This is a genomic window from Cupriavidus sp. CPT47-8839-RL05A (assembly GCF_058792255.1).
On sequence record NZ_JBYTEG010000006.1, the window covers coordinates 244,375 to 270,783 of the forward strand.

The 26,409-nt window shown below is 68.5% G+C and carries 25 protein-coding genes; 9 read left to right on the forward strand and 16 right to left on the reverse strand.

What is annotated here, in order from left to right:
- Positions 1 to 3: 3 nt before the first annotated feature.
- Both AC3WVS_RS09575 and AC3WVS_RS09580 read right to left on the reverse strand, forming a co-directional pair.
- Positions 4 to 1,773 carry a fumarate reductase/succinate dehydrogenase flavoprotein subunit gene (locus tag AC3WVS_RS09575; protein WP_492318411.1) on the reverse strand — a complete coding sequence of 590 codons (1,770 nt, stop codon included), beginning with the start codon at positions 1,771 to 1,773 and terminating at the stop codon, positions 4 to 6.
- Entirely contained in the window at positions 1,770 to 2,621 is an 852-nt protein-coding gene (locus AC3WVS_RS09580) for a GntR family transcriptional regulator (protein WP_492318412.1), read from the reverse strand. Before AC3WVS_RS09580 ends, AC3WVS_RS09575 begins: the two co-directional genes overlap by 4 nt.
- Before the next feature lie 241 nt (positions 2,622 to 2,862).
- Here AC3WVS_RS09580 and AC3WVS_RS09585 point away from each other — a divergent pair, with 241 nt between their 5' ends.
- Positions 2,863 to 3,831: a chemotaxis protein gene (locus tag AC3WVS_RS09585; protein WP_492318413.1), complete on the forward strand. Its 969-nt coding sequence runs from the start codon at positions 2,863 to 2,865 to the stop codon at positions 3,829 to 3,831.
- A gap of 277 nt (positions 3,832 to 4,108) precedes the next feature.
- Here the strand turns inward: AC3WVS_RS09585 and AC3WVS_RS09590 are convergent, their stop codons facing one another.
- Both AC3WVS_RS09590 and AC3WVS_RS09595 read right to left on the reverse strand, forming a co-directional pair.
- Positions 4,109 to 4,765, reverse strand: coding sequence for a peroxiredoxin (locus tag AC3WVS_RS09590; protein WP_492318414.1), 657 nt, complete (start codon positions 4,763 to 4,765; stop codon positions 4,109 to 4,111).
- Between the two features lie 92 nt (positions 4,766 to 4,857).
- Positions 4,858 to 5,295 (reverse strand): universal stress protein, encoded by a 438-nt coding sequence (locus AC3WVS_RS09595; protein WP_035823164.1) that lies wholly within the window; start codon positions 5,293 to 5,295, stop codon positions 4,858 to 4,860.
- Between the two features lie 211 nt (positions 5,296 to 5,506).
- Between AC3WVS_RS09595 and AC3WVS_RS09600 the strand changes: the two genes are divergently transcribed.
- Entirely contained in the window at positions 5,507 to 7,192 is a 1,686-nt protein-coding gene (locus AC3WVS_RS09600) for a SulP family inorganic anion transporter (RefSeq protein ID WP_492318415.1), read from the forward strand.
- Between the two features lies 1 nt (position 7,193).
- Here AC3WVS_RS09600 and AC3WVS_RS09605 read toward each other — a convergent pair whose 3' ends face one another.
- From AC3WVS_RS09605 to AC3WVS_RS09625, 5 genes are all read right to left on the reverse strand, one after another.
- Complete coding sequence (locus tag AC3WVS_RS09605; protein WP_010810900.1) at positions 7,194 to 7,388, reverse strand: ribbon-helix-helix domain-containing protein; 195 nt, start codon at positions 7,386 to 7,388, stop codon at positions 7,194 to 7,196.
- A gap of 215 nt (positions 7,389 to 7,603) precedes the next feature.
- Positions 7,604 to 8,722 carry a dihydrolipoamide acetyltransferase family protein gene (locus AC3WVS_RS09610; RefSeq protein ID WP_492318416.1) on the reverse strand — a complete coding sequence of 373 codons (1,119 nt, stop codon included), beginning with the start codon at positions 8,720 to 8,722 and terminating at the stop codon, positions 7,604 to 7,606.
- A 34-nt stretch (positions 8,723 to 8,756) separates the two neighbouring features.
- On the reverse strand, positions 8,757 to 9,734 hold the full coding sequence (locus tag AC3WVS_RS09615) for an alpha-ketoacid dehydrogenase subunit beta (protein ID WP_492318417.1): 978 nt from the start codon (positions 9,732 to 9,734) through the stop codon (positions 8,757 to 8,759).
- Positions 9,735 to 9,779: 45 nt separating this feature from the next.
- Positions 9,780 to 10,865, reverse strand: a complete 1,086-nt coding sequence (pdhA, locus tag AC3WVS_RS09620; RefSeq protein ID WP_492318418.1) for a pyruvate dehydrogenase (acetyl-transferring) E1 component subunit alpha — start codon at positions 10,863 to 10,865, stop codon at positions 9,780 to 9,782.
- Positions 10,866 to 11,128: 263 nt separating this feature from the next.
- Entirely contained in the window at positions 11,129 to 11,950 is an 822-nt protein-coding gene (locus tag AC3WVS_RS09625) for a MetQ/NlpA family ABC transporter substrate-binding protein (RefSeq protein ID WP_010810904.1), read from the reverse strand.
- 183 nt (positions 11,951 to 12,133) lie between these two features.
- On the opposite strand from AC3WVS_RS09625, the gene AC3WVS_RS09630 reads away from it, so the two are divergent.
- Together AC3WVS_RS09630 and AC3WVS_RS09635 are read left to right on the forward strand one after the other, a co-directional pair.
- Positions 12,134 to 12,490 carry a hypothetical protein gene (locus AC3WVS_RS09630; protein ID WP_492318419.1) on the forward strand — a complete coding sequence of 119 codons (357 nt, stop codon included), beginning with the start codon at positions 12,134 to 12,136 and terminating at the stop codon, positions 12,488 to 12,490.
- A gap of 282 nt (positions 12,491 to 12,772) precedes the next feature.
- Entirely contained in the window at positions 12,773 to 13,732 is a 960-nt protein-coding gene (locus AC3WVS_RS09635) for a lysylphosphatidylglycerol synthase domain-containing protein (RefSeq protein WP_492318420.1), read from the forward strand.
- A 110-nt stretch (positions 13,733 to 13,842) separates the two neighbouring features.
- Here AC3WVS_RS09635 and AC3WVS_RS09640 read toward each other — a convergent pair whose 3' ends face one another.
- From AC3WVS_RS09640 to AC3WVS_RS09670, 7 genes are all read right to left on the reverse strand, one after another.
- The gene (locus AC3WVS_RS09640; protein WP_492318421.1) at positions 13,843 to 15,117 is read right to left on the reverse strand and encodes an O-acetylhomoserine aminocarboxypropyltransferase/cysteine synthase family protein; all 1,275 of its coding nucleotides are present in this window, start codon (positions 15,115 to 15,117) and stop codon (positions 13,843 to 13,845) included.
- 230 nt (positions 15,118 to 15,347) lie between these two features.
- Positions 15,348 to 16,721: an LLM class flavin-dependent oxidoreductase gene (locus AC3WVS_RS09645; protein WP_492318422.1), complete on the reverse strand. Its 1,374-nt coding sequence runs from the start codon at positions 16,719 to 16,721 to the stop codon at positions 15,348 to 15,350.
- Between the two features lie 31 nt (positions 16,722 to 16,752).
- Entirely contained in the window at positions 16,753 to 17,715 is a 963-nt protein-coding gene (locus AC3WVS_RS09650; RefSeq protein WP_492318423.1) for a TauD/TfdA dioxygenase family protein, read from the reverse strand.
- A gap of 31 nt (positions 17,716 to 17,746) precedes the next feature.
- The gene (locus tag AC3WVS_RS09655; RefSeq protein WP_492318424.1) at positions 17,747 to 18,541 is read right to left on the reverse strand and encodes an ABC transporter ATP-binding protein; all 795 of its coding nucleotides are present in this window, start codon (positions 18,539 to 18,541) and stop codon (positions 17,747 to 17,749) included.
- Positions 18,542 to 18,574: 33 nt separating this feature from the next.
- Positions 18,575 to 19,372 (reverse strand): ABC transporter permease, encoded by a 798-nt coding sequence (locus tag AC3WVS_RS09660; protein WP_492318425.1) that lies wholly within the window; start codon positions 19,370 to 19,372, stop codon positions 18,575 to 18,577.
- A 12-nt stretch (positions 19,373 to 19,384) separates the two neighbouring features.
- Complete coding sequence (locus AC3WVS_RS09665) at positions 19,385 to 20,224, reverse strand: ABC transporter permease (RefSeq protein ID WP_492318426.1); 840 nt, start codon at positions 20,222 to 20,224, stop codon at positions 19,385 to 19,387.
- Positions 20,225 to 20,228: 4 nt separating this feature from the next.
- Positions 20,229 to 21,359 carry an ABC transporter substrate-binding protein gene (locus tag AC3WVS_RS09670; RefSeq protein WP_492318427.1) on the reverse strand — a complete coding sequence of 377 codons (1,131 nt, stop codon included), beginning with the start codon at positions 21,357 to 21,359 and terminating at the stop codon, positions 20,229 to 20,231.
- A 215-nt stretch (positions 21,360 to 21,574) separates the two neighbouring features.
- Here AC3WVS_RS09670 and soxC point away from each other — a divergent pair, with 215 nt between their 5' ends.
- The 5 genes from soxC to AC3WVS_RS09695 all read left to right on the forward strand — a co-directional run bounded on the left by soxC (position 21,575) and on the right by AC3WVS_RS09695 (position 26,402).
- Positions 21,575 to 22,816 carry a sulfite dehydrogenase gene (soxC, locus tag AC3WVS_RS09675; RefSeq protein WP_492318428.1) on the forward strand — a complete coding sequence of 414 codons (1,242 nt, stop codon included), beginning with the start codon at positions 21,575 to 21,577 and terminating at the stop codon, positions 22,814 to 22,816.
- On the forward strand, positions 22,803 to 23,390 hold the full coding sequence (locus AC3WVS_RS09680) for a c-type cytochrome (protein ID WP_492318429.1): 588 nt from the start codon (positions 22,803 to 22,805) through the stop codon (positions 23,388 to 23,390). Before soxC ends, AC3WVS_RS09680 begins: the two co-directional genes overlap by 14 nt.
- A 151-nt stretch (positions 23,391 to 23,541) precedes the next feature.
- Positions 23,542 to 24,471 (forward strand): TauD/TfdA dioxygenase family protein, encoded by a 930-nt coding sequence (locus tag AC3WVS_RS09685; protein WP_492318430.1) that lies wholly within the window; start codon positions 23,542 to 23,544, stop codon positions 24,469 to 24,471.
- 81 nt (positions 24,472 to 24,552) lie between these two features.
- Positions 24,553 to 25,563, forward strand: coding sequence for an ABC transporter substrate-binding protein (locus AC3WVS_RS09690; protein ID WP_492318431.1), 1,011 nt, complete (start codon positions 24,553 to 24,555; stop codon positions 25,561 to 25,563).
- 2 nt (positions 25,564 to 25,565) lie between these two features.
- Positions 25,566 to 26,402, forward strand: a complete 837-nt coding sequence (locus tag AC3WVS_RS09695) for an ABC transporter ATP-binding protein (protein WP_492318432.1) — start codon at positions 25,566 to 25,568, stop codon at positions 26,400 to 26,402.
- Positions 26,403 to 26,409: the final 7 nt, after the last annotated feature.

The window sequence follows — 26,409 nt, forward strand, 5'->3', positions numbered from 1 at the left end:
CCTTCAGGCGGCAGCCAGGGTGGCGGGTTCGGCAGTGGCGGCCGTGGCGGCAGCCTGGCCGCGGCTGACACGCAGCCGCTGGTAGGCGGTGGCGTCGCCGCCTGCCACCGGGACGATGTACGGCTCGATCGCGCGCTTGTGGCTGACCATGCGCCCGGCTTCATCCTTGCTCAGGTGCGTATGGCAGAACCAGTCCGCATCATTGCGCTGCGGATAGTCGACGCGATGGTGGTAGAGACCCCAGCGGCTCTCGGTGCGGAACAGGGAAGCACGTGCCGCCATCTCCGCGCAGTCGCGGATCGCCATTACCTCGACCGCGCGCATCAGCTCGTGCGGATTGGCGGCGCGGATCTGGCCGATGTCCTCGGCGATGGCGTCAAAGCGCTGCAGGCCGATTTCCATCTTGCGCGTGACCTTGGGCGGCTGCAGGTAGTCGTTGACCATGCGGCGCAGCTTGTATTCCACCTGGGCGGGCGGCAGGCCACTCTCTCGCGCCAGCGGTGCGAACACGCGCGCGCGCTCCGCCTCGACCTGGGCCGCATCGGCTTCAGGCAGGCCGCGGCCGGCGACGTAGCCGGCCGCGTTGTGCCCGGCAAACCAGCCATAGGTGAAGGCGCCCAGCATGTAGTTGTGCGGCACGGCGGCCATGTCTCCGGCTGCGTACAGGCCCGGCACGGTAGTCTCGGCGCGCTCGTTCACATGCACGCCGGAAGCGCTGTGGCCGCTGCAGAAGCCGATCTCCGAGATATGCATCTCCACCATCTGCCTGCGGTAGTCGGTGCCGCGCCCGGCGTGGAACTGGCCGCGGCTGGGCCGTTCGTTGGTGTGCAGGATCGTCTCGATGGTCTGGATGGTTTCTTCCGCCAGGTGGTCAAGCTTCAGGAACACCGGGCCGTTGCCGCCCTGGAGCTCCTGGTAGAACTCCCACATCATCTGGCCGCTCCAGTAGTCGCATTCGATAAAGCGCTCGCCCTTGCCGTTGGCGGTATAGCCGCCCAGCGGGCCGGTCACGTAGGCGCAGGCCGGGCCGTTGTAGTCCTTGATCAGCGGATTGATCTGGAAGCGCTCCAGGTTGGCCAGCGCGGCGCCGCCATAATAGGCCATGGCATAGCCGTCGCCGGCATTGGTCGGGTTCTCGTAGGTGCCCATCAGGTAGCCGGAAGCGGGCAGGCCCAGGCGGCCGGCCGCGCCGCAGCACAGGATCACGGCGCGCGCGCGGATCACGTGGAAGTCCGCGGTGCGGCAGTCGAAGCCCATCACGCCGCCGGCGGCGCCGCTGGCGTCGGTCAGCACGCGCGTGGCGACGATGCGGTTGGTGATCTCTACGCGCGCGCGCTTGAGCTGGCGGTACAGCACCTTCTTGACGTTGTGTCCTTCCGGCATCGGCAGCACATAGGAGCCCATGTGATGGACCTTCTTCACTGCGTAGTCGCCGGTCTCGTCCTTCTCGAACCTGACGCCCCAGCGATCCAGCTGCTCGATGGTGGCAAAGCTGTGACGCGCGTAGGCATAAACGGTGGACTGGTCGACGATGCCGTCGTTGGCCACGGTGATCTCGCGGGTGTACTGCTCGGGCGTGGCGTGGCCGGGGATCACGGCATTGTTCAGCCCGTCCATGCCCATCGAGATGGCGCCGCTGCGCTTGACGTGCGCCTTGTCGAGCAGCAGCACGCGCAGCGCGGGGTTGCGTTCCTTGGCCTTGATCGCGGCCATCGGGCCGGCGGTGCCGCCGCCGACGACAACGATGTCGTATTCGTGAGTCAGGGTATTCATGCGGAGGGCTTCCCCTTGCTGGCTGGTTTGCGGGGCCGTGCACGGCCGGCCGGGCTGGTGACGCTGGCGGCTGGCGCGGTCTTGTGCCGGTCTGCGCGCAGCCGGTACTGGAACGCGTCGCCGCGGAAGTAGAGGAACTCGTAATCGATCGGCGTGCCTTGCGCGTCATGGGTCAGGCGTTCGATGCGCAGTACCGGCGCGCCTTCCTGGATGCGCAGGGCCTGGGTCAGGTCGTCGTCGGCGAGGATGGCGTCGACACTCAGGTCGGCATGGCCGAGCTTCACGCCACAGTCGTTTTCCAGGATCAGGAAGATGTCGCGCGTGGCCAGGTCGGCAGTGAGCAGGCGGCGGCCGACGGCCTCGGGCGCCCAGGTCAGCTCCAGCGACACCGGCTCGCGGTTGAGCAGGCGCACGCGCCGGATCTCCACCACCGGATCGCCTTCGCGCAGCCGCAGCTGCGTGGCAACGTGACGGCTGGCAGGTACGCATTTGCAGCTGCGTATCTGGTTCAGGATCTCGTAGCCCATGCTCGACATGGCCTCGGCAAAGCCTTGCAGCGAGGTCACGTTCTGGAAGGCGCGGGGCTTGGAGACGAAGGTGCCCTTGCCATGGATCTTGAAGATCAGCCCCTCCTTCTGCAGGTCGCCCAGCGCCTGGCGCACGGTGATGCGGCTGGCGCGAAAGCGCTCGCCCAGCTCGCTTTCCGACGGCATCTGGTGGTGCGGCGGATAGGTGCCGTCCAGGATGCGGGCGCGCAAGGCGTCCTTGATTTGCGTATAGAGCGGCAGCGGGATCGGTGCCGGCATGGCGGCGGCGGGGACGGGTACCACGTTGGTCCGGGTCGTCATGGGGATCGACATAGCGTGTTATGACAAGTTGGGAACCACTATATGGACGACGCTGTGCCGGAGGAACGAAGCAATCCGGATATGCAAGGATGAAATCCGAACATGCGCTGCGTGTGCCTCTCAACTCCCGTTGCCCCGCGCCGATATCCAGTCATGAACCCTGCCGTCCGCCATCCGCCGCGGCCGCAGGCAGATGACAACGACGGCGGCAAAAACCACACGCACGGCACGGGAGCGCAGCATGAGCAGTTCCATGAGGGACATCGACGAACGGACCAACCTGACCAACAACAACCAGTTCGAGCTGCTGCTGTTCCGGCTTGGCGAAGCCGAGCATTCCGGCCAGACGGAGCTGTTCGGGATCAATGTCTTCAAGGTGCGCGAGATCCTGGTGATGCCGCACGTGACGACCGTGGTGGGGGCCGACCCGTCGATCCTGGGCATGGCGGATATCCGCGGCCAGGTGATCCCGGTGATCGACCTGCCCCGGCTGGTGGGCTGCAAGCCGCGCAGCGGCCTGGGCATCCTGCTGGTGACGGAATATGCACGTTCGACGCAGGGCTTCGCGGTGGAGGCAGTGGAGGAAATCGTGCGCCTGGAGTGGAACCAGGTGCATTCGGCCGAGGCCAGCGTGCGGACCGGCCACGTCACCAGCATCGCCAAGCTGGACGGGGACACTGCCGGGGGCACGGACCCGTCGCGGCTGGTGCAGGTGCTGGACGTCGAGCAGATCCTGCGCGATGTGCTGCCGACGCGGCAGCCGGACGTGGATCCGGGCACGGTCGGCCCGCAGTTGAGCCTGCGCCCCGGCGCCAAGGTCATTGCCGCCGACGATTCGGCACTGGCGCGCGGCCTGATCGAGCAGGGGCTGAAGGCGCTGGGCGCGCCGGTGGTGATGACCAAGTCCGGCAAGGAGGCATGGGAGCTGCTCGACCGCATCGCCGCCGAGGCGGCCAGCCATGGCAGGTCAGTGCAGGACGAGGTGGCGCTGGTGCTGACCGACCTGGAGATGCCAGAGATGGACGGTTTCACCCTGACCCGCAAGATCAAGGCGGACAGCCGGCTGAAGTCGCTGCCGGTGGTGATTCACTCGTCACTGTCCGGAGAGGCCAGCGAGGAGCATGTGCGCAAGGTGGGCGCGGACGCTTATGTGGCGAAATTCGTGGCCAAGGAACTGGCCGACACCATCCGCGAAGTGCTGACGCGCTGAGCGCCCCGTGGCGGAAGAATCGCAACAGGCACAAAATTCGAACGCCCGCAACCATTCCCGTAGCCCGGCGGGTTGCCTATAAAACGGGCACTCCAGTGAATTCCAGCACCGGCGCGCCCTTTGCGGTTGTCAAGAGGGGGGATATCCACTGAAGCTGTGGATAGTTCCTGTGGACAAGTCGGGCCTCCCGGCCGTGACTGCCCGGGAGGCCCGGCGGCGGCCGGCGTGCCCCCCACGCCCGGCCGCACTCCCTGGCGCTGGCGCTCCTCGCTCCCCCTTACTTGGGCTGCTCCACCGTGCGCAGGTAGGGCTTCAGGGTCTTGAAGCCCTGCGGGTACTTCTTCTTGGCATCCTCGTCCGAGACCGAAGTCGGGATGATGACGTCCTCGCCCGGCTTCCAGTTCACCGGCGTGGCCACGGTGTGCTTGGCATTGAGCTGCAGCGAATCCAGCAGGCGCAGCACCTCGTCGAAATTGCGCCCGGCGCTCATCGGGTACACCAGCATGGCCTTGACCTTCTTGTCCGGGCCGATGATGAACACCGAGCGGATGGTGGCATTGTCTACCGCCGTGCGCGGGCCGCTGCCGCTGGCCTCGGGGTGGATCATGTCGTAGAGCTTGGCCACCTTCAGGTCGGCGTCGCCGATCATCGGATAGTTGATGGTGCAGTTCTGCGTTTCCTCGATGTCCTTGACCCAGCGCTGGTGGTCGCCGACCGGGTCGATGCTCAGGCCGATGATCTTGGTATTGCGCTTGTCGAATTCGGGCTTGAGCCGGGCCATATAGCCCAGTTCGGTGGTGCACACCGGCGTGAAGTCCTTGGGATGCGAGAACAGGATGGCCCAGTTGTCGCCGATCCACTCATGGAAGCTGATCTTGCCTTCCGTGGTGTCGGCGGTGAAATCAGGGGCTTGCTCGCCCAGTCGAATCGCCATGGTTGCGCTCCTTGCAGTTGGCGTGGTTTGGATACGCGCGTCGCCGCGCACTGTTGCCCGCTATCGCGCTGTCTCGTTGTTCGCCCGGCCGCCTAGCGGAAGACCAGCACCGGGATCGTGCTGTGGGTCAGGACCTTGTGGGTCTCGCTGCCGATCAGCAGCGCCTGCAGCCCGCGCTTGCCATGCGACGACATCACGATCAGGTCGCAGTCGCGCTGCTGCGCGCACTGGATGATGGCCTGCCAGGGATGGTCGTCGGTGGCGGTGACGGTCTCGCAGGCCACGCCGGCCTGCGCCGCGGTGTGGCTGAGCGTGGCCAGGAAGGTATCCGCGTGGCGCGCTGCTTCTGCGGCAAAGGTGTCCTTGGTGTCCTGCAGGCTGGTCAGCCGGTAGGTCAGTACGTGGTACTCGGGAATCACATGCAGCCCGGTCACGCGGGCGCCGATGCGGCTGGCAAAGGCCATGGCGCGGGCCGCCATCGCGTCGGCGCGTGCGGAGCCGTCGGTAGGCACAAGGAGGTGCTTGAACATGATGGGCCTCCGATTGCAGAAGTTTGCCGCGTCCGCCCTGGCCCATACCCCGTACGCCCGGGCGAGCCAATCCAGTATAGGAATTGAGTGGCATAAGCGACAGTGCAGGCGTGGCGAATATCACGGCGCGAGCTGCAAGCCGGCGGGCATTAACATGCTGTTATCATCCAATGCACCATCATCATCCTGCACGAACCCGAGGGATTGACGCATGATCGCGCTGCGCGAAGCTTGGCTGGCCGGACTGTTCCGACGCGGCAACTGGCTGCCGAACATCGTGTCGGGCGTGATCGTCGGGGTGGTGGCGCTGCCGCTGGCCATGGCGTTTGCGATCGCGTCGGGCGCCAAGCCGGAGCAGGGCCTGTACACGGCCATCGTCGCCGGGCTGGCGGTGTCGCTGTTCGGCGGCAGCCGGCTGCAGATCGCGGGGCCCACCGGCGCGTTTATCGTGGTGCTGTCCGCCGTGACCGCGCGCCACGGCATCGACGGCCTGCAGATCGCCACCCTGATGGCGGGGCTGATCCTGCTGGCGATGGGGCTGACGCGGCTGGGCAGCGTGATCCGGTTCATTCCCGCACCGGTGATCGTCGGCTTCACGGCTGGCATCGGCGTGATCATCTTTGTCGGCCAGTGGCGCGATTTCTTCGGCCTGCCGCCGGTCGCCGGCGAGCATTTCCACGAAAAACTCTGGCACCTGCTGCAGGCGCTGCCGCAATGGCACCCGGCCACCACCGCGCTGGCGCTGGGCAGCCTGGCGCTGGTAGTGGGCGCGCCGCGCGTGCGCTGGCTGCGGCGCATCCCCGGGCCGCTGGTGGCGCTGCTGGTTGCCACCGCGGTGCAGGCGCTGTTCCGCTTTGACGGCGTCGCCACCATCGGCACCGCCTTTGGCGGCCTGCCGCGCGGGCTGCCCGTGCCCGCGCTGCCGGACATCACGCTGGCGCGCGTGCTGGAGCTGGCCGGGCCGGCCTTCACCATCGCCATGCTGGGCGCGATCGAGTCATTGCTGTCCGCGGTGGTGGCCGACGGCATGGCTGGCACGCGGCACGATTCCAACCAGGAGCTGGTCGGCCAGGGCATCGCCAATATCCTGGCGCCGCTGTTCGGCGGGTTTGCCGCCACCGGCGCCATTGCCCGCACCGCCACCAATATCCGCAATGGCGGCAACAGCCCGCTGGCCGGCGTGGTGCATGCGCTCACGCTGGTGATGGTGCTGCTGTTCCTGGCGCCGCTCGCGGCCAGCGTGCCGCTGGCGACGCTGGCCGCGATCCTGTTCGTGGTGGCTTACAACATGAGCGAGGGGCGCCAGTTCGCGCGCATGGTCCGCCGCGCGCCGCGCGCCGACGTCGCCATCCTGCTGATCACCTTCACCCTGACCGTGCTGACCGACCTGGTGGTGGCGGTCAATATCGGCGTGATCCTGGCCATGCTGCAGTTCCTGCGGCGCATGTCGGCGTCAGTCGAGGTGGCGCGCCAGGATGTCGTGGACGTAGAGCGGGAACTCGGCGATACCGGCGCCGGCCTGCCCGCGCGGATGCCGGCGGGCGTGCTGGTCTATGCCATCGACGGACCGTTCTTCTTCGGTGCCGTGGAAGCCTGCGAGCGCGCACTGGTGCAGACCCATACCGAGCCGCGCGTGCTGCTGATCCGCCTGGGCCGCGTGCCCTTCATGGACATGACCGGGCTGCAGACGCTGGAGGCCGTGATCGTGACGCTGCAGAAACGCGGCGTGGCGGTGGTGCTGGCCGAAGCCAACGAGCGGGTCAGGGAAAAGCTGGCGCGCGCGGGCGTGCTGGCGGCGCTGGGGGAGGGCAACTACGTGGATTCGCTGGCGCAGGCGGTGCAGCGCTGCGGCGAGCTGGCAAGCGAAGCTGCAGGCGAGGGCGACGCCCCGCGCTGAGTCACTTCTTCTGCCGGGTGCTGCCCGCAGGCTTGGGCTTGGTGGCATATTCCACGCCATGCTGGGCCAGGTACTCGCGGATCAGCTGGCGCACGACCTGCGACGGTGTCAGGTCCTGCGAGGCGCACAGGGTTTCAAAGGCCTTCTTCTTGACCGGATCGATCAGGATGGTAAGGCGGGCGGTCTTGGATTCCATGAGGGGTGTCCGGCTGTCCGGATAGGTCCGGCTTGACGGCAGCGGCGATCGGAAACGCATTATATACAGGGCCACCGCAGCGCCCGATTCCCGATCGGTGCCAGCACACCGGCGGTTTGCTCCCCTCTTCCGCTTGCGGGAGAGGGGAGCGTACACGAGGGGCGGCAGTATTCTCCGAGGCTATTGGCTCGTCGGCTCCCTGTTGCCTTCCACCGCTACGCCGCCATCTCCAGATCCGCAATCACCGCCGCCAGAAACCGTGCCGCCTCCCCACCCGTCACCACGCGATGGTCAAAGGTCAGGCTCAGCGGCATCACCCGGTGCACCGCCGGCACGCCGCCGGCTGCCACCACTTCCTCGCGCACGCGTCCCGCACCCAGGATTGCCACGGTCGGCGGCACCACGATGGGCGCGGCATAGCGCCCCGCGATCATGCCGAAGTTGGACAGCGTGATGGTGTTGCCGCGCATCTCTTCCGGAGCAATGGTGCGCGCGCGGATGTCGGCGCGCATGCGGTCCAGGCCGTGGCGCAGGTCCGCGGCATCGCGGTTGCCGACGTCGCGCAGCACGGGCACGAACAGGCCCTCGGGCAGGTCCGCCGCGATGCCGACGTCGATCTTCTTGAGCACGTGGCGGCGGGCGGTCTGGCCTTCGTACCAGGCATTGAGGCCGGGCTCGGCGCGGCAGCCGGCCACCAGGGCGCGCACCAGCCGGATGGTCACATCGGCGCCGGGCTGCCAGGCGTGGATGTCGGCGTCGTCCATCACCGTGGCGGCGGCCACTTCGGCCTGTGCCCGCGCCATGTTCTGCGCCATCGCCCGGCGCACGCCGCGCAGCTGTTCCGGCGCGCCCAGCTCGGCCAGCGTGCTGGCTACCCGCTCCACGTCGGCGGCGGTGACCACGCCCTCGGGACCCGATGCCGTGGCCATTGCCAGGTCCACCCCGAGCCGGCGCGCCAGCGCGCGCACCGCCGGCGTGGCCTTGACGCGCGCGGCCATCGCCGCGGCGGGTGCCGCGGAGCCCGCGGGCGCGGCTTCATTGACCACGTGCGTGCCGACCTGGACCGAGCCCACCACGGTGCCGGCGTCGGCATCGTCGCCCGCACCCTCGACGCCGACCAGCGGCGCGCCAAGGTGGACGATATCGCCGGGCTGCGCAAACAGCTTGGCGATGGTGCCGGCATAGGGCGACGGGATTTCCACGATGGCCTTGGCCGTCTCCACGGACAGCAGCGGCTGGTCAGCGGCCACGGTGTCGCCGGTCTTGACGTGCCAGGTCACGATCTCGGCCTCCTGCAGGCCTTCGCCCAGGTCGGGCAGCTTGAAGACTCTCATCGGCACTCCTTGCCTATCGTCGGCAACTCTCGCGTTACGCTGCCATCGCCTTGCGCGCCGCGTCGACGATGCGGGCGACGCCAGGCAGGTAGGTGTATTCCAGCCGCGCCAGCGGCACCACGGTGTCGAAGCCGGTCACGCGCTGCACCGGCGCGGCCAGTGAGTAGAGGCCCGCGTCGGCCAGCTGCGCCGCGATCTCGGCGCCGAAGCCGGCGGTGCGCGGGGCCTCGTGCACGATCACGCAGCGGCCCGTGCGCGTCACCGATTCCAGGATGGTCTGCATGTCCAGCGGCTTGAGCGTGGCCACGTCGATGACCGTGGCCGTCACGCCTTCGCCGGCCAGTGCGTCCGCGGCGGCGAGCGTCTCCTGCACCATCGCGCCCCAGCTCACCAGCGTGATGTCGCTGCCTTCGCGCAGCGTGAAGCAGGTGTCCAGCGGCAGCGCGGCGCCGTCGTCGGCCACTTCCTGGCGGAACAGGCGGTACAGCCGCGTGGGTTCGAGGAAGATGACCGGGTCCGGATCGGCGATGGCCGCCAGCAGCAGCCCGTACGCGCGCGCGGGCGATGAAGGCACCACCACGCGGATGCCGGGCATATGCGCGAACATCGCCTCCGGGCTTTCGGAATGATGCTCGGGTGCATGGATGCCGGCACCGCACGGCGAGCGCACCACCATCGGACATGACAAGCGCCCGCGCGTGCGATGCCGCATGCGTCCGGCGTGGTTGATGATGTGATCGACCGCCGGGTAGATAAAGCCGGTGAACTGGATCTCGGCCACCGGCTTGAGCCCCATTGCCGCCATGCCGATCGCCGCGCCGACGATGCCGCCTTCGGCCAGCGGCGTATCCATGACGCGCGCCGCGCCAAAGCGCGCCTGCAGGCCCGCGGTGGCGCGGAACACGCCGCCATTGACGCCGATATCCTCGCCCAGCAGCAGCACATCGGGATCGTGCTCCAGCGCATGGGCCAGCGCCAGGTTGACTGCTTCGACCAGATTGATTTCCGCCATGGTTCGCTCGCTGTGGTCGCCAGGTGAAGGCGCAGGGTTTGCTGGTTATCCGTGCGGCGCCGGGAAGCGCCGGGCAATCTCCAGCTGCGCCTGCAATTCGGCCGGCATGGTTGCGTACAGGCAGTCGAACATCGCGGCCGGGTCCGGCTGCGGCACGGCCAGGTAAGTCTCCACGGCCTGCGCCACCTGCTGCGAGCAGGCCTTGACCAGCGCTTCCTCGCGCGCCGCGTCCCACGCGTGCAGCGCCAGCAGGTGCGTGCGCAGCCGCAGCAGCGGCTCTTCCTGCCAGTGCGCCTTGACGCTGGCCTCGTCGCGGTAGCGCGAGGCGTCGTCGGCGGTGGTGTGGTCGCCCAGGCGGTAGGTGATGGCCTCGATCAGCGCCGGGCCGCCGCCGTCGCGCGCGCGCGCGATGGCCTCGCCGACGCGGTGCCGCACCGCGACCACGTCGTTGCCGTCGACCTGCTCGCCGGGGATGCCGGCGGCAATGGCCTTCTGCGCCAGCGTCTGCGCCGCGGTCTGGCCGCTGCGCGGCATCGAGATTGCCCACTGGTTGTTGTTGATCACGATCACCAGCGGCGCGTGCCACGCGCCGGCCATGTTCATGCCCTCATAGAAATCGCCCTTGGAGGTGCCGCCGTCGCCCAGCAGGCAGACCGCCACGCGCGGCTCGCCGCGCAGCTGGAACGCATAGGCGGCGCCGGCCGCGTGGCAGACCTGGGTGCCGATCGGCACGCAGTTGGCAAAGTCATGCGGCGCCGCCGCAAAGCCGCTGCCGCGTTCGTCGCCGCCCCAGTAGAGCAGGCTCTCGGTCATCGTGACGCCCCGCACAAACTGTGCCGCGTGGTCGCGGTACGAGGGCACCAGCACGTCTTCGGGCCGCATCGCAAAGGCCACGCCCACGCCGATGGCTTCCTGGCCGAGTGCCGAGGCAAAGGTGCCGATCTTGCCGGTGCGCTGCAGCGCAATCGCTTTCAGGTCGAACTGGCGCGTCAGCACCATCGCCTGGTACAGCGGCAGCAGCGCGTCGGGGTTGCTGGCAAGGGGTGGGGGAGGAGAAGTGGGGGAGGAGGTGTCGCCCGGCGGGGCAAGGTAGCGGGTGTAGCCGATCTCAAAGCGCGCAACCGTGGACATGGCAGGTCTCTCGATGCGGTTGTCTCGACAGGATCCGCTGGGACGGCCGCGAGGATCTTCGCAGCTATCCGCAGCAATGATCGCGTTGTGATCCCTGCCGTGCTTTTTGGGCGCGGGGGACTTGAGCTTGAGTGTAGGGCATTTGCGCGGCGCGCGCGGCGCAAAATTGTCTTGCTGCGCACAATGCGCGCGACAGCTGCCCCCCCAAAAGCGAGAAAGCGCCTGGCGGCGCTTCCTTGCTTTCGGGGCGAGAGCGCGGTGGCTCAGCGCTGGTACGGCGGCTGCACGAAGCCCGCAAAGCGCTGCTGCGTCACGGCCTTGAACTCCGCCGACTCGTAGGCCTCCCGGATGTCCTTGACGAAGGGCTTGTTCAGGTCCGCCGTCTTCACCGCGACCAGGTTCATGTAGTAGTCGGGAATCTTCTCCAGCGCCAGCGCCGAGGTCAGCTTCAGGCCGGAGGCCAGCGCATAGTTGCCGTTGACGAAGGCATAGTCCACGTCGTCGAGCGAGCGCGGCAGCTGGGCGGCTTCCAGCTGGATCAGCTTGAGCTTGTGCGGGTTGGCGTCGATGTCGCGCTCGCTGGCGCGGATCGGGTCGGTGCCCGGCTTGAGCGTGACCCAGCCGATCTGCTGCAGGATGGCGATGGCGCGCGCCAGGTTGGTGGGATCGTTCGGCAGCGACACGGTATTGCCGGGCTTCACCTCGGCCAGGCCCTTGTGCTTGCGGCTGTAGATGCCGATCGGCGCGGTCGGCACCTGGATCACGTCGGTCAGCGCCAGCTTGCGGTCGGCTGAGAACTTCTTCAGGTAGGCCACATGCTGGAACGCATTGGCGTCGATGGCGCCGTCGGCCAGCGCCAGGTTGGGCTGCACGTAGTCGCTGAACTCAATGATGGTGACCTTGTAGCCGCGCTTTTCCAGCACCGGCTTCACGCCATAGCGGATCTGGTCGGCGTAGGGGCCGGCGGTGGCGCCGAAGCGGATTTCCTTCTTGTCCGGATCGGCCGCGCCCGCACCCTGCATCACGCCCAGTGCCAGCACCGCTGCCGCCAGCCGTGCGACGAAGCCGAATTTCCCGTATTGCATCTGATGCTCCCCGTTATGTTGTTGGAGGCCGGCAGCGTCCCGCCGCGGCGTCGGCTCATTGTATGGAAAGGCAGGCAATAGGCGAACGAGTTATTACGCATGGTCATATGCCGCTGGCGAATAAGGGCGCCGGCGCCTGGCTGCACTACGCTGAAGGGCAGCGTCACCCGTATGGAGGCCGCCATGCCCGAACAACTTACCCGGCATCCCGAAGTCACGATCCAGGTCTTGCGCAGCGCCGGGGCCAGCTGCGGCGAGGGCGCCCCGCAGGCCATCCTCAAGGCCTGCCCGCGCGAGCGCTTCTGCAAGCTGCCCGGCGGGGAGATCTGCGTGTATGGCCTGGACGGGGCGCAGGCGATGACGCAGTTCACGGCTGCCGACTGGCAGTCGCTCGCGCCCCTTGCGCGGGACCGTGCAGATGTTGCGGCCGCGGCGGGCTGGGAGGGGACCGCTGCCGCGGTGTTCATTGCCGGGCTTGCCGCCGGCGCGGTGGCGGCCGCGGCCCTGGCGCGCTGGCGGCGCAGCCGTGGCCGTGGTTGACGTGCCGGCGCTGGCACGGTGTTTGCGGCTTTCTCAGGTCATGACACCGATGCAGTCCGCCTCCAATCGTTTCCGCCGGCCAGGGCACGGCGCAGAGCGGCGCCTGTCGTGCGGACCCGGCGCGATCCCGTGCGCGCGCGAAAGCGCGCTGCCGGAAACTTTTATCCTGTTTGAAGCCGAGGCAGGCCAGAAATTGCATGCCGGGCTGGCGCACGCAGGCCTGCATTCCTGCACATTCCTGACGCCGGTCTTGCGGTGCGCGGCGACGAGGGGAGGCGCGCAATGATGGGCGCGACGACCTTCTCGGCGATCCGCCAGCACGCGCACTGGCCCGCGTGGCGCCGTGCCATCGGCATCCTGTTCATTGCCGCGGTGCTGGCGCTGATCGCGCGCAAGCTGGGCACCATCGACTGGGACGCGGTGCTGGCCGCGCTGCGCGGCTTCAACGCCCGCACGCTGGCGCCGGCGGCGGCCTTCGTTGCGCTGAGCGGCTTGCTGTACAGCCAGTTCGACCGCCTCGGCTGCCACTATGCCGGACACCCGTTGCCGGCGCGGCGGGTGATGGCGATCTCTTATGTCAGCTACACGCTCAGCCTCAACCTCGGGGCCACGCTGGGCGGCGCGGGCGTGCGCTACCGCCTGTACACGCGCGCCGGGCTGACCCTGCCGCAGATCTGGAGCCTGTTCGTGGTGGTGGTGAGCAGCAACTGGCTTGGCTATGCCTTGCTGGCGGGGGGCATGCTGGTGGCGCAGCTGGTGATGCTGCCGCCGGAGTGGGGCGTTCCCGCGGCGCTGACACGGGTGCTGGGCGCGCTGATGCTGGCGGTGCCGGCTGCCTACCTGGCTGCCTGTGCCACCTGGCACGGCCGGCACCGGACCGTGCGCGACCACGATATCTACGTTCCGTCGGTCGGCTTCGCGGCGCTGCAAATCCTCTTGTCTGCAGCCCACTGGATGGCGATGGCGGCGATCCTGTTTTCGCTGCTGCATACGCATGCGGGGTACTTCACGGTGCTTGGGGTATTGCTGGCGTCGGGGCTGGCGGGCGTGGTGGTGCGGATCCCCGGGGGTCTCGGCGTGATCGAGACCGTGTTCCTGACGATGCTGGGCGGCCAGGTGCCGCACGGGCTGCTGCTGGCGGCGCTGATTGCGTATCGCGCGATGTATTACCTGATTCCGCTGATGATCGGGGCGATCGGCTACTTTGTGCTGGAGGCGCACGGCAAGCGTGGTGGGAGGTAGGTCGTGCTGGCGACCGATAGCTTTCGGGAGTGCTACCACCCTTCGCGTACGCTCCCCTCTCCCGCAAGCGGGAGAGGGAGAAACCCTGCGGATCCCTGTGACGCCTGCGGTCAGACTGCCGCCAGCGCCCGATCCAGGTCCTCGATCAGATCATCGATATGCTCGATGCCGACCGACAGCCGCACCATGTCCTCACTGACGCCCGCCGCCTTCAGTTCATCCGCATTGAGTTGCCGATGCGTGGTCGACGCCGGATGCGTGGCCAGCGACTTGGCATCGCCGATATTGACCAGCCGCGTGAACAGCTGCAGCGCGTCCAGGAAGCGCGCGCCGCCTTCACGGCCGCCTTGCTTCAGGCCGAACGACAGGATGCCGGGGCCGCGCCCGCCCAGGTACTTCTGCACCAGCGCGTGGTCGGCATGGTCGGGCAGGCCGGCAAAGTTGACCCAGTCCACCTTGGCATGCTGCTGCAGGTGGCGGGCAATCGCCAGCGCGTTCTCGGTGATGCGGTCCAGCCGCAGCGCCAGGGTTTCGATGCCTTGCAGGATCAGGAAGGCATTGAAAGGCGACAGCGCCGCGCCGGTATTGCGCAGCGGCACCACGCGCGCGCGGCCGATGTAGGCGGCCGGGCCCAGCGCCTCGGTGTAGACCACGCCGTGATAGGAGACGTCGGGCTCGTTCAGGCGCTTGAAGCGTTCCTTGTGCTGGGCCCAGGGGAACTTGCCGCTGTCGATGATGGCGCCGCCGACGCTGTTGCCGTGGCCGCCCAGGTACTTGGTCAGCGAATGCACGACGATATCCGCGCCATGCTCGAACGGACGGCACAGGTAGGGCGATGGCACCGTGTTGTCGACGATCAGCGGCACGCCGTGGTTGTGCGCCACGCGCGCGATGGCTTCGATATCGACCACGTTGCCGAGCGGGTTGCCCACCGACTCCACGAAGATCGCCTTGGTGCGCGCGTCGATCAGGTCGCCGAAGCTGGCCGGGTTGCGGCCATCGGCAAAGCGCGTCTCGATGCCGGACTGCGGCAGCGTATGCGCCAGCAGGTTGTAGGTGCCGCCATAGAGCTGGCTCGACGAGACGATGTTGTCGCCGGCCTCGGCAATGGTCTGGATCGCATACGTGATAGCCGCCATGCCGGACGCCAGCGCCAGCGCGCCCACGCCGCCCTCGAGCGCGGCCAGGCGCTGCTCGAGCACGTCGTTGGTCGGGTTCATGATGCGGCTGTAGATGTTGCCGGCCACCTTCAGGTCGAACAGGTCGGCGCCGTGCTGGGCGCTGTCGAAGGCGTAGGCCACCGTCTGGTAGATGGGCACGGCCACCGCGCGCGTGGTGGGATCGGGCGAATAGCCGCCATGGACGGCCAGGGTTTCGAGTCTCATCTTCTTCTCTCTTCGTCTCGCTGTTGGGTGCCGGACCGGCGCGACGGGGCAGTGCCTGCCATGGCGCCGGGCATGCCGAGCGGTGCGCCGCGCGGGCGCACCAGGCCGTGCGATGGTACCAGCCGGCCCGCGCACGCCCCTGCGGCGTGGCCGCTATGGTTGCCGACGGCGCTCGCGCGAGGCAAGGAAACTTATTGCATTTGGATATGCGCGGTGCCGCAGCGCAGCGGTCATGCCCCGACCGCGAGCGGCGCTTCGACCTGCCGCCAGCGCAGGTTCTCGGGCCGGCGCAGCCCCAGGTGCTCGCGCAGCGTGGTGCCCGTATAGTGCTCGCGAAAGAGCCCGCGCCGGCGCAGTTCCGGCAGCACCAGTTCGATGAAATCATCGAGCCCGCCCGGCAGCCAGGGCGGCATCACGTTGAAGCCATCGGCGGCCTCGCCCTCGAACCACGCCTGCAGCTGGTCGGCGATGGACTGCGGCGTGCCGTGGATCGACCAGTGGCCGCGCGCGGTGGCCACGCGCAGGCACAGCTGGCGGATGGTGAGACCCTCGCGCCGGGCCAGGCCGGTAACCAGCTGGAAGCGGCTCTTGGCGCCGTTCGGTTCGGCCAGGTTGTCGGGCAGCGGGCCGTCCAGCGGATAGCCGCTCAGGTCGATCCCGCCCAGGTGCTGCGACAGCAGGGCCAGCCCCACCGACGGATGGATCAGGCTCTGCAGCGCTTCGAATTTCTCCTGCGCCTCGGCCTCGCTGCGGCCCACCACCGGGAACACGCCAGGCAGGATCTTGAGTTGATCGGACGTGCGGCCATAGCGCGCGAGCCGCGCTTTCAGGCCACGATAGAAGGCCTGCGCATCGGCCTGCGACTGCTGCGCGGTGAAGATGACCTCGGCGGTGCGGGCCGCCAGTTCCTGCCCGGCCTCCGACGAGCCAGCCTGCACGATCACCGGATGGCCCTGCGGCGGGCGCGCGACGTTGAGCGGTCCGCGCACCTGGAAGTGCGCGCCGCGATAGTCGAGCGTGTGCAGCTTGTCCGCATCGAAATGCCGGCCGCTGTCCTTGTCGTACAGGAAGGCATTGTCCTCCCAGGTGTCCCACAGCCCGGTGACCACGTCGACAAACTCTTCGGCGCGGGCGTAGCGATCCGCGTGCGCGGGATGACGTTCGAGGCTGAAGTTGCGCGCTTCGGCATCCGACCACGACGTCACCACGTTCCAGCCCGCGCGGCCGCCGCTGAGGTGGTCGAGCGAGGCGAACTTGCGCGCCACATGAAAGGGCTCGTTGTAGGTGGTGGAGACGGTCGCCACCAGGCCGATGCGCTGCGTCACTGCCGCCAGTGCCGACAGCAGCGTCAGCGGCTCGAAGGTGGCGGCGCGCGCGGTGCGCGGCAGGGTGGCATCGTCCATGCCGCGGATGGCAACGCCGTCCGCCAGGAACAGCGCATCGAACCCCGCGGCCTCGGCGCGCTGCGCCAGCGCGATGTAGTGCGCCAGGTTGCGCCCGGCATCGGCCTGCGCTCCCGGATGGCGCCACCCGGCGACATGGTGCCCGGTGGCCTGGAGAAAGGCGCCCAGATGCAGGTGGCGCGGCGGCTTTTGCTGTGACATCGATCGTGCTCCCCGGAAGCAACTGGCCGGATCAGGCCGCTTGCCGTTGCGCGGCAGCGGCGGACTGGTTGGCCGGCGCCGCGCCTTCGCTGCGCACGCCCGCCTTCACCGCCTTGCTGCGGCGGCCATCCACGCCGACCGGAATGTCGCCGGCCACGGTGGCCCGGCGCACCACCCGGTGCGCGTCGCCATAGTCGTTGATGGCGTAGTGCTGGGTAGCGCGGTTGTCCCAGATGGCGACGTCGCCCGCGCGCCAGCGCCAGCGCACGGTGTTCTCCAGCCGGTGCACATGGCCCTGCAGCACGGCAATCAGGTGCGCCGAATCGGCCGACGAGCAGTCCAGCAGCTTCTTGACGAAGTGGCCCAGCACCAGCGTGCGTTCACCGGTTTCCGGGTGCACGCGCACCACCGGGTGCTCGGTCTCGTAGAGCGCCGAGGTAAATAGCTCGCGGTAGCGCTTCAGCCCTTCGTCGCTCGGATTGACGCGCGTGGCCGCGTAGTCGTAGTCGTTGGTGTGCAGCGCCCACAGCTTGTCGGCCAGTTCACGCAGCGGCTCGGGCAGGTCCTGGTACGCGGCGGCGGTGTTGGCCCACACCGTGTCGCCGCCGGCGGCGGGAACGGTCACGGCGCGCAGCACCGAGACCGCGGGGTAGGCCAGGTCGAAGGTCACGTCGGTATGCCAGGAATTGGCGCGGCCGCCGTGCTGTGAGTCGAGCTCCAGCAATTGCGTGCCGTCGCGAGAGGGCACGGTCGGGTGCGGCACGGTGTCGCCGAACAGGCGCGCAAAGCCCTGCTGCGCGGCATCGTCAAGATGGACCTGGTCGCGGAAGAACAGCACCTTGTGCCTGAGCAAGGCTGCGCGGATGGCGGCGAAGGTGGCGGGCGGCAGGTCGCCGTGCAGCGCGACGCCGCGGATCTCGGCGCCGATGCGGCCGGCAACCGGGTGGATGTCGAGCTGGACGGTCTGGTCTTGCGTGGCGTTGGCTTGGGTCATCGCGAAGCTCCGGGGATGTATGAGGGTTGGGTCAGGCGAGTTCAGGTTCGGGGGTCCGCTGCACGACAGGCTCCTGCCCGGCGAATTCGCGCAGCACGGCATCGCGCGCCCGCGCGAAGGGAGGTCCGGCGCGTTCGCGCGGATGCGGCAGGTCCACCGGCAGGATGCGGCGGATGCGGCCGGGCCGGGGTTCCATCACCACCACGCGGTCGCCCAGGAAGACGGCTTCCTCGACGTCGTGGGTGACCAGGATCATGGTGATGCCCTCGGCCTGCCAGATGCGCTGCAGTTCCTGCTGCAGGTAGGCCCGCGTCATCGCGTCGAGCGCGCCGAAGGGCTCGTCGAGCAGCAGGATCTCGGGGCGCGTCACCAGTGCCCGCGCAATTGCCACGCGCTGCGACATGCCGCCGGAGAGCTGGTGCGGATAGGCCTGCTCGAAGCCGCGCAGGCCAACCAGCGCGATATGCTCGGCCACGTTGCGGCCTTTCTCCGCGTCGCTGCCCGGCGTGTTGAGCAGCGCCAGCCGGATGTTCTGTTCCACCGTCAGCCACGGGAACAGGCGATGCTCCTGGAACACGATGCCGCGCTGCAGGCTGGTGCCCGATACGCGCTTGCCGTCCAGCAGGATCTCGCCGCGGTAGTCCTCTTCCAGGCCCACCACCAGCCGCAGCAGGGTGGACTTGCCGCAGCCGCTGGCGCCGACGATGCTGACGAACTCGCCCGGGGCGATGGTCAGGGTGATGTCCTCGAGCACGGGCAGCGCCCGGCCCTCGACTTCGTACTGCTTGTGCAGGTGCGCGATGCTTAGCGTGCCGGCATGTGGCATTTGCGGTCTCCGTTCAATAAGGTGCAGCGTGGCTCAGCCCGCTGCCACCGAGCGCCCGCGCCAGGCGAGCAGGCGGGACTCGATGCGGCTGGCAATCCAGTTCAGCGTGAAGCCGACCAGGCCGACCACGATCACGCCGAAGATCACCAGGTCCATCCAGAAGTTCTCGCGGCCGTCGGTCATGGTGTTGCCGATGCCCTTGCCGGATACCAGCAGGTACTCGGCGCCGAGCGTGGCCAGCCACGCATAGATCAGTCCCAGGTGGATGCCGGCGAAGATCGACGGCGCCGCCGACGGTAGCACCACGCGCCACAGCACCTGGGTGCGGTTGAATCGCAGGACGCGCGCAACCTCGAGCAGGTCCGCCGGCACGGCGCGGATGCCTTCGAAGGTGTTCAGCACCACCGGGAAGAATGCGGCCAGCGACAGGAACACCACCTTGGCGGCATCGCCCAGCCCGAACCAGACCGAGATCAGCGGGATCCATGCAAACAGCGAGATCTGCTTGACCGTGTGAAAGCTCGGACCGACCATGCGTTCGAACAGGCGCGACAGGCCCAGCGCCGTGCCGAACACCAGCCCGGCGCTGGCGCCGATGGCAAAGCCGGCCAGGTCGCGCCACAGGCTGGCGGCCAATGCCGTGGCCAGCGCGCCGCTCTGCACCTGGCGCACCGCGGTGTCCCAGACGCCGGATACCGGCACCAGCAGCGGCGAAGTGGTCCAGCCAAAGCGCACGGCGGCCCACCACAGCGCGAGCAGCGCGAGCGGCAGCACCCAGCCGCGCAAGGCGCGGGCCAGGCGAATACGGGGGCGGATAGCGGAAGTGGTCATCGCGGCCTCGCCTCAGAAGCCCGGCTTGCGCCAGCGCAGCACCGCGCCTTCGGCCAGCGCCAGCGTCTTGTCCAGCGCAAAGCCCACCACGCCCACCACCACCACGGCGGCGAGCACCATGTCGAGCTGGAACAGCTGGCGCCCGTAGACGATCATGTAGCCCAGCCCCTCGGACGAGGCCAGCAGCTCCACCACCACCAGCGCCAGCCACGCGTGCGTCAGGCCGTAGCGCACGCCGTTCCACACCGGCGCGGCCGCGGCGGGCAGCACCACGCGCGACAGCGTCTGCCAGCGCGTGAGCTGCAGCACCCGCGCCACTTCCAGGTAGCGGGTCGGCACGCTGCCGATGCCCTTGTACGTGTTCAGCGCCACCGGCACGAAGGCGGCCTTGGCGATCAGGATCACCTTGAGCGCTTCGTCGATGCCGACCAGCAGCATCAGCAGCGGCAGCCAGCCCAGCACCGGCACCTGGCTGAACGCCTTGAAGGTCGGGTAGACGTAGTCGCGCAACGTCGGCGACAGGCCCATGGCCGCGCCCAGCGCCAGGCCGCCGGCCAGCCCCAAGGCAAAGCCACCGGCCACGCGCAGCGCGCTGATAGCCAGGTTGGCCTGCAGTTCACCGCTTTGCCAGAGGTCGGCCAGCGTGCGTGCGACATCTTCGGGTGCGGGCAGCACCTGCGGCGGAATCCAGGCATTGCGGGTGGCCACGTACCACACCAGCAGCAGCGCCAGCGGCACCGGCCAGGCCAGCAGCCAGCGTGTGGCATCCCGCCAGCGCAGTGGCCTGCGCGGGGAAGGCGCGCGCGGTGCTGCTGCTGCGGCGGGCAGTGAAAGCGATTCGGCGACGGACATGGTGTCAGGCTCCCAGGATCTTGCCGTTGGGTTGGTAGACGGGCCAGTAGCTCTGCAGGCTCAGGTCGTTGAGTGCAGCCTTCAGGAAGCGCTGGTCGATCCACTGGTCCACGTCAAAGCGCGCACGGCTCAGTTTGAAGCGATAGGCCTGCTCGACCGCATCCTTGTAGCGGCTGACCAGGAAGGGATCGAAATTCGGGTTCAGCCGCACCCGCAGCGGCTCGCCGTCGAAGTCCTCCTTCCAGTGGTCATAAGGCGTGCCAGCACGCGCCCAGGTGCGCAGCACCTCCTCGCGATGGCTCTCGTCCGAGGCCCACCGCGCCGCCTCGACCGCGGCCTTCACCAGGTGCTGCGTGGCTTCCGGATAGCGCCCGGCGAAATCGTCGCTCACCAGTACATGGCTTTGCCGTGTGTAGGTCGGCGACTGGTTCTTGCTGGAGTACAGGATGCGCACCGCGCCCTTGTCGCGCAGGCGCAGGATGTCCATGGCGCCGATGGCGGCGTCGATGTCGCGCGTGGACAGCGCCGCCAGGTAGCCGGCCGTGTCCAGGTTGAGCAGGCGCAGGTCCTTGTCCGACAGCCCGTTCGCTTCCAGCAGGCGCAGCGCCGGCAGATGCATGTTGGTGCCCTTGAACAGCGACACGCGCTTGCCGCGCAGGTCGCTGACCGTCTTCAGCGGCGAATCGGGTGGCACCCCCACATAGATGTTGGCGCGCACGCCGGTGGCCAGCACCAGCCGCGTCTTCAGGCCCGCGGAGCGCGCCACGATGGACGGCAGGTCGCCCTGCAGTGCGAAGTCGAGCTGGCGGTTGGCCAGCGCCTCGTTGACGGCGGGGCCGGCGCCCTTGAAGAAGAACCACTCCACGCGCGTGCCGGTCGGCTTGAACGATTCCTCGAGCCAGCCGCGCGCATGGGCAATCGCCAGCGAACTGCCGGCAAAGCTGGGCGGGGTGCCGGTGGCGGGCTGGGCCACGCCGACGCGGATCACGTCGGGCCGCGCTGCCGGGCTGGCGCTGAACGCGGACAGCGGCGACAGCGACGCGGCCATGCCCAGCCCGGACCAGGCCGCGCAGCGCAGCAGCTCGCGGCGGGTCAGCGTGGGTGCTGCGGTGGCATCGGGGCGCGGGGTCGTCATCGTGCAGACCTTCTTGAAGTGGAGGACGGCTCCACGATAAGCGGCGCTGCGCGCGAACCTGAACGAATGATTCCGGCTTTGGTTATCGGCCCCGCGCATATGGCGCGCGGCGCGGCGTTGGCATATCGGCATGCAATCTTCTTCGTTGGCCGAGTGCCGGTGCTGTCCTACAGTCTGCGCATTTTGATCGCTACCAGACTGACCACGCCCTCACGATGAGCAATGACCTGACTTCCGGCCGCCGGCGCTTCCTGCAGCGCGGGGCGGTGCTGGGCGCCGCCGCGGCTGGCGCCGCCACCGCGGCGCGCGCTGAGCCGCTGACGGTTGCGCCGTGGACACGCACGCCGGGCGAGCCCGTGCTGTGGCATGCCTACGGCCAGCCGTCCCCGTTCGAGAAAGACGTGGTGCGGCGCAGCCGCAGCGCGGCGCCGCTGCCCGGCGCCAACTCGTCGATGACGCCGCTGCAGGACCTGCGCGGCATCATCACGCCGACCGGGCTGGTGTTCGAGCGCCATCACGCCGGCATCCCGCTGATCGACCCGGCGCAGCACCGGCTGGCGGTGCACGGGCTGGTGGCGCGCCCGCGCATCTTCACCATGGACGACCTGGTGCGCCTGCCGTCGGTATCGCGCATCCATTTCCTGGAGTGCTCGGGCAACACCGGGCGCGAGTGGAAGGCGCCCGGTGCGAAATCGGTTCAGATCAGCCACGGCCTGCTGTCTTGCTGTGAGTGGACCGGCGTGCCGTTGTCCGTGGTGCTGGACGAAATCGGCGTGGCGCCGGAAGCTGCGTGGGTGCTGGCCGAGGGCGCCGATGGTGCAGCCATGACGCGCAGCGTGCCGCTGGCCAAGGCGCTGGAAGACGCATTGCTGGTCTATGCGCAGAACGGCGAGATGCTGCGGCCCGAGCATGGCTATCCGCTGCGGCTGTTCCTGCCGGGCTATGAGGGCAACATGTCCATCAAGTGGCTGCGGCGCCTGAAGCTGGGGCGCGCGCCGTTCATGTCGCGCGAAGAGACGTCGAAGTACACGGACTCCTTGCCCGACGGCAGCGCGCGGCAGTTCACCTTCCTGATGGACGTGAAGTCCGTGATCACCTTCCCCGCGCCGGACCACAAACTGCGTGAGCGCGGGTTCTATGAGATCTCGGGCCTGGCGTGGTCGGGCCATGGGCGCATCCGCCGCGTCGAGGTGTCGGTCGACGGCGGCCGCAGCTGGCGCGAGGCGCAGCTGCAGGAGCCGGTGCTGGACCGCGCGCTGGTGCGTTTTCGCCTGCCGTGGCGCTGGGATGGCGGGCCAGCTTCGCTGGAGAGCCGCGCCATCGACGAAGCCGGCAACGTCCAGCCTACGCCGGACCAGCTCGTGGCCGCGCGCGGCGTGGCTTCCACCTATCACTACAACGCGATCCAGCGCTGGCGCGTGGCCGCGGACGGGAGTATTGCCAATGCGCGCGCTTGAACGATTCAGCGGTACCGTCGCGGTGCTCGCGCTGGCCTGCACCGCGCAAACGGCCGTTGCGCAGACCTATGGCATAGGCCGCCCCGCCAGCGAGCGCGACCTTGCCGCGTGGAATATCGACGTGACCCCGGACGGCACGGGCCTGCCGCCGGGCAGCGGCACGGTCGCGCGTGGCCAGCAGGTCTATGCGCAGCACTGTGCCGCATGTCACGGCGTCAATGGCGAAGGCAAGCCGGCCGATGCGCTGGTGGGCGGGCAGGGCACGCTGAAGGACGCCGCCAGGGGCAAGGACCCGGTCAAGACCATCGGCAGCTTCTGGCCCTACGCGACCACGGTATTCGACTTCATCAACCGTGCCATGCCCTACAACGCGCCGCAGAGCCTGGCACCGGACGAGGTCTATGCCGTCACTGCGTGGCTGCTGCACAAGAACGGCATCCTGCCCGCAGATGCGGTGCTGGACGCGCGCACGCTGCCGCAGGTGAAGATGCCGAACCGCGATGGCTTTGTCGCCGACGCGCGCCCGGATACCGCCAACGTGCCGTGCCGCAGCGGTTGCCCCGGCAAGCCCTGATGGCCCGCCAATGTCGAGACATGGATATGCGATAAGCGGATAAGGGCCAGCGATTTGATTCGTTGACCGTGCAGTGGCCGGCTCTCTACAGTGCAAGCTTGTACGCGGCATCCCGGATGCCGCATCGGCTTCCCCCGTGCCAGAGCTTGCCATGACGACCGCAACCGCCCACGCCAGTGTTTCGCGCCAGCAGAGCGCACCGCTTTCCACCGCATTGTCCGCAGGCGCGGGCAACTTCGAGATCCGTCTGCTGGACGCGCCGCTGGGCGCGGAAGTGATCGGGCTCGACTTGTCGCAGCCACTGTCCGACGCGGATTTTGCCCGCATCCATCGCGCCCACCTCGACTACCACGTGGTGGTGTTCCGCGACCAGCAGATCACGCCGGCGCAGCAGATCGATTTCAGCCGCCGCTTCGGCCCGTTGCAGATCCACGTGCTGCACCAGTTCCAGCTGCCGGGCCATGCGGAAGTGCTGGTGGTGTCCAACGTGGTCGAGAACGGCAAGCCGATCGGGCTGGGCGATGCCGGCCACTTCTGGCATTCGGACCTGTCGTACAAGGAAAAGCCCAGCCTCGGTTCGCTGCTGCATGCGCGCGAGCTGCCCGCCGAAGGCGGCGACACGCTGTTCGCCAACATGCACCTGACCTGGGACACGCTGCCGGCGGCGCTGCAACGCGCCGTCGATGGCCTGCAGGCCGAGCACACTTACCTGGCGCGCTATGCCGAGCTGCAGCAGCGCAGCCCGTGGCGGCCCAACCTGACGCCGGAGCAGGTCGCGCAGGTCAGGCCGGTGCTGCAGCCGGTGGTGCGCACCCATCCGGAAACGGGGCGCAAGGCGCTCTTTGTCAGCGAGCACTTCACCACCCGCATCGTCGGCCTGCCCGAGCAGGAAAGCCGCGACCTGCTGGACCAGTTGTTCGCGCACAGCGTCAAGCCCGCCCACATCTACCGCCACCAGTGGCAGCCACATGACCTGGTGTTCTGGGACAACCGCTCGCTGCTGCATCTTGCCGCGGGCTGTCCGCCGGAACTGCGGCGCGTGATGTACCGCACCACCATCGAAGGCGACGTGCCGCGCTGAAGGCGGCAGCGGTATCGCAAGTCATCCCAGGGCGCTCGCAGCGGCGAGCGCCAATCCACCGTATTCCCCGGAGTCCTGATCATGTTCACTCGTTTTTCCCGCAAGCTCGGCCTGCTGGCGCTGAGCGCCGGCCTCGCCATCACCGGCACCGCGCACGCCGAAGGCAAGCTGCGCATCGCCGAGCAGTTCGGCGTGGTCTACCTGCTGCTCAACGTGGCGCGCGACCAGCAGCTGATCGAAAAGCACGGCAAGCAGCAGGGTGTCGACATCAAGGTCGAATGGACGCAACTGTCGGGCGGCGCCGCGGTCAATGACGCGCTGCTGTCCGGTGCCATCGATATCGCCGGCGCCGGCGTGGGCCCGCTGCTGACGCTGTGGGACCGCACCCACGGCAAGCAGAACGTGCGCGGCGTGGTATCGCTGGGTAACTTCCCGTACTACCTGGTCAGCAACAACCCCAAGGTGAAGTCGATTGCCGACTTCACCGAGAAGGACCGCATCGCGCTGCCGGCGGTGGGCGTGTCGGTGCAGTCGCGCGTGCTGCAACTGGCTGCGGCCAGGCAATGGGGCGACAAGGAATACAACCGCCTCGACAAGTGGACTGTGGCGGTGCCGCACCCGGATGCGGCCGCGGCGATCATTTCCGGCGGCACCGAGATCACCGGCCACTTCGGCAATCCGCCGTTCCAGGAGCAGGAACTGGCGGGCAACCCCAACGCGCGCATCGTGCTGAATTCCTATGACGTGCTGGGCGGTCCGAGTTCTTCCACGGTGCTGTACGCGACCGAGAAGTTCCGCAGCGACAACCCCAAGACCTATCGCGCCTTCGTCGATGCGCTGGCCGAGGCCGCGGCCTTTGCCACCGCCAATCCGGAAGCGGCCGCCGATATCTACCTGCGCCAGAGCAAGGCCAAGACCGACCGCGCGCTGCTGCTGCGCGTGCTGAAGAATCCGCAGGTGCAGTTCCGCGTGGCGCCGCAGAACACCTTTGCGCTGGCCGCTTTCATGCACCGCGTGGGCGCGATCCGCAACCAGCCCAAGTCCTGGCAGGACTACTTCTTCCAGGACCCGGTCACCGCGCAGGGGAGCTGAGCATGGCCACCCATAACCTGCGCGTGGTGTCGGAGCGCGCCACGCCGTTGCTGCAGGTCGACGGCGTGTCGCTGGAGTACCGCATGCCCGAGCGCATCGTGCGCGCCACCCATCGCGTCAGCTTCGACGTGCATGCCGGCGACCGCTTCGTGCTGCTGGGCCCGTCCGGCTGCGGCAAGTCCACGTTGCTGAAGGCGGTTGCCGGGTTCGTTCCGCCCAGCGAGGGCGAGATCCGGCTCGAAGGCCGGCGTGTGCTGCAGCCCGGGCCGGACCGCATCGTGGTGTTCCAGGAGTTCGACCAGCTGCCGCCGTGGAAAACGGTGGTGCAGAACGTGATGTTCCCGCTGCGGCAAGCGCGCAAGCTGTCGCGCGCAGAGGCGCGCGAGCTGGCGCTGGACAGCCTGCACAAGGTGGGGCTGGCCGATTTTGCCGATGCCTACCCGCATACGCTGTCGGGCGGCATGAAGCAGCGCGTGGCAATCGCGCGCGCACTGGCGATGCGCCCCAAGGTGCTGCTGATGGACGAGCCCTTTGCCGCGCTGGATGCGCTCACGCGCCGGCGCATGCAGGAAGAGCTGCTGGCGCTCTGGGACGACGCGGCCTTCACGCTGCTGTTCGTCACCCATTCGATCGAAGAGGCGCTGGTGGTGGGCAGCCGCATCCTGCTGCTGTCGCCGCACCCGGGCCGAGTGCGCGCGGAGCTCAACAGCCACCAGTTCAGCCTGGCCAGCCAGGGCGGCGCCGAATTCCAGGCCGCCGCGCAACGCATCCATACCTTGCTGTTCGACGAGCCCGCCGCCGAGGCCGCGCCGCGTGCGCGCAGCGCGGCGGGCCGCTGAACCGGGA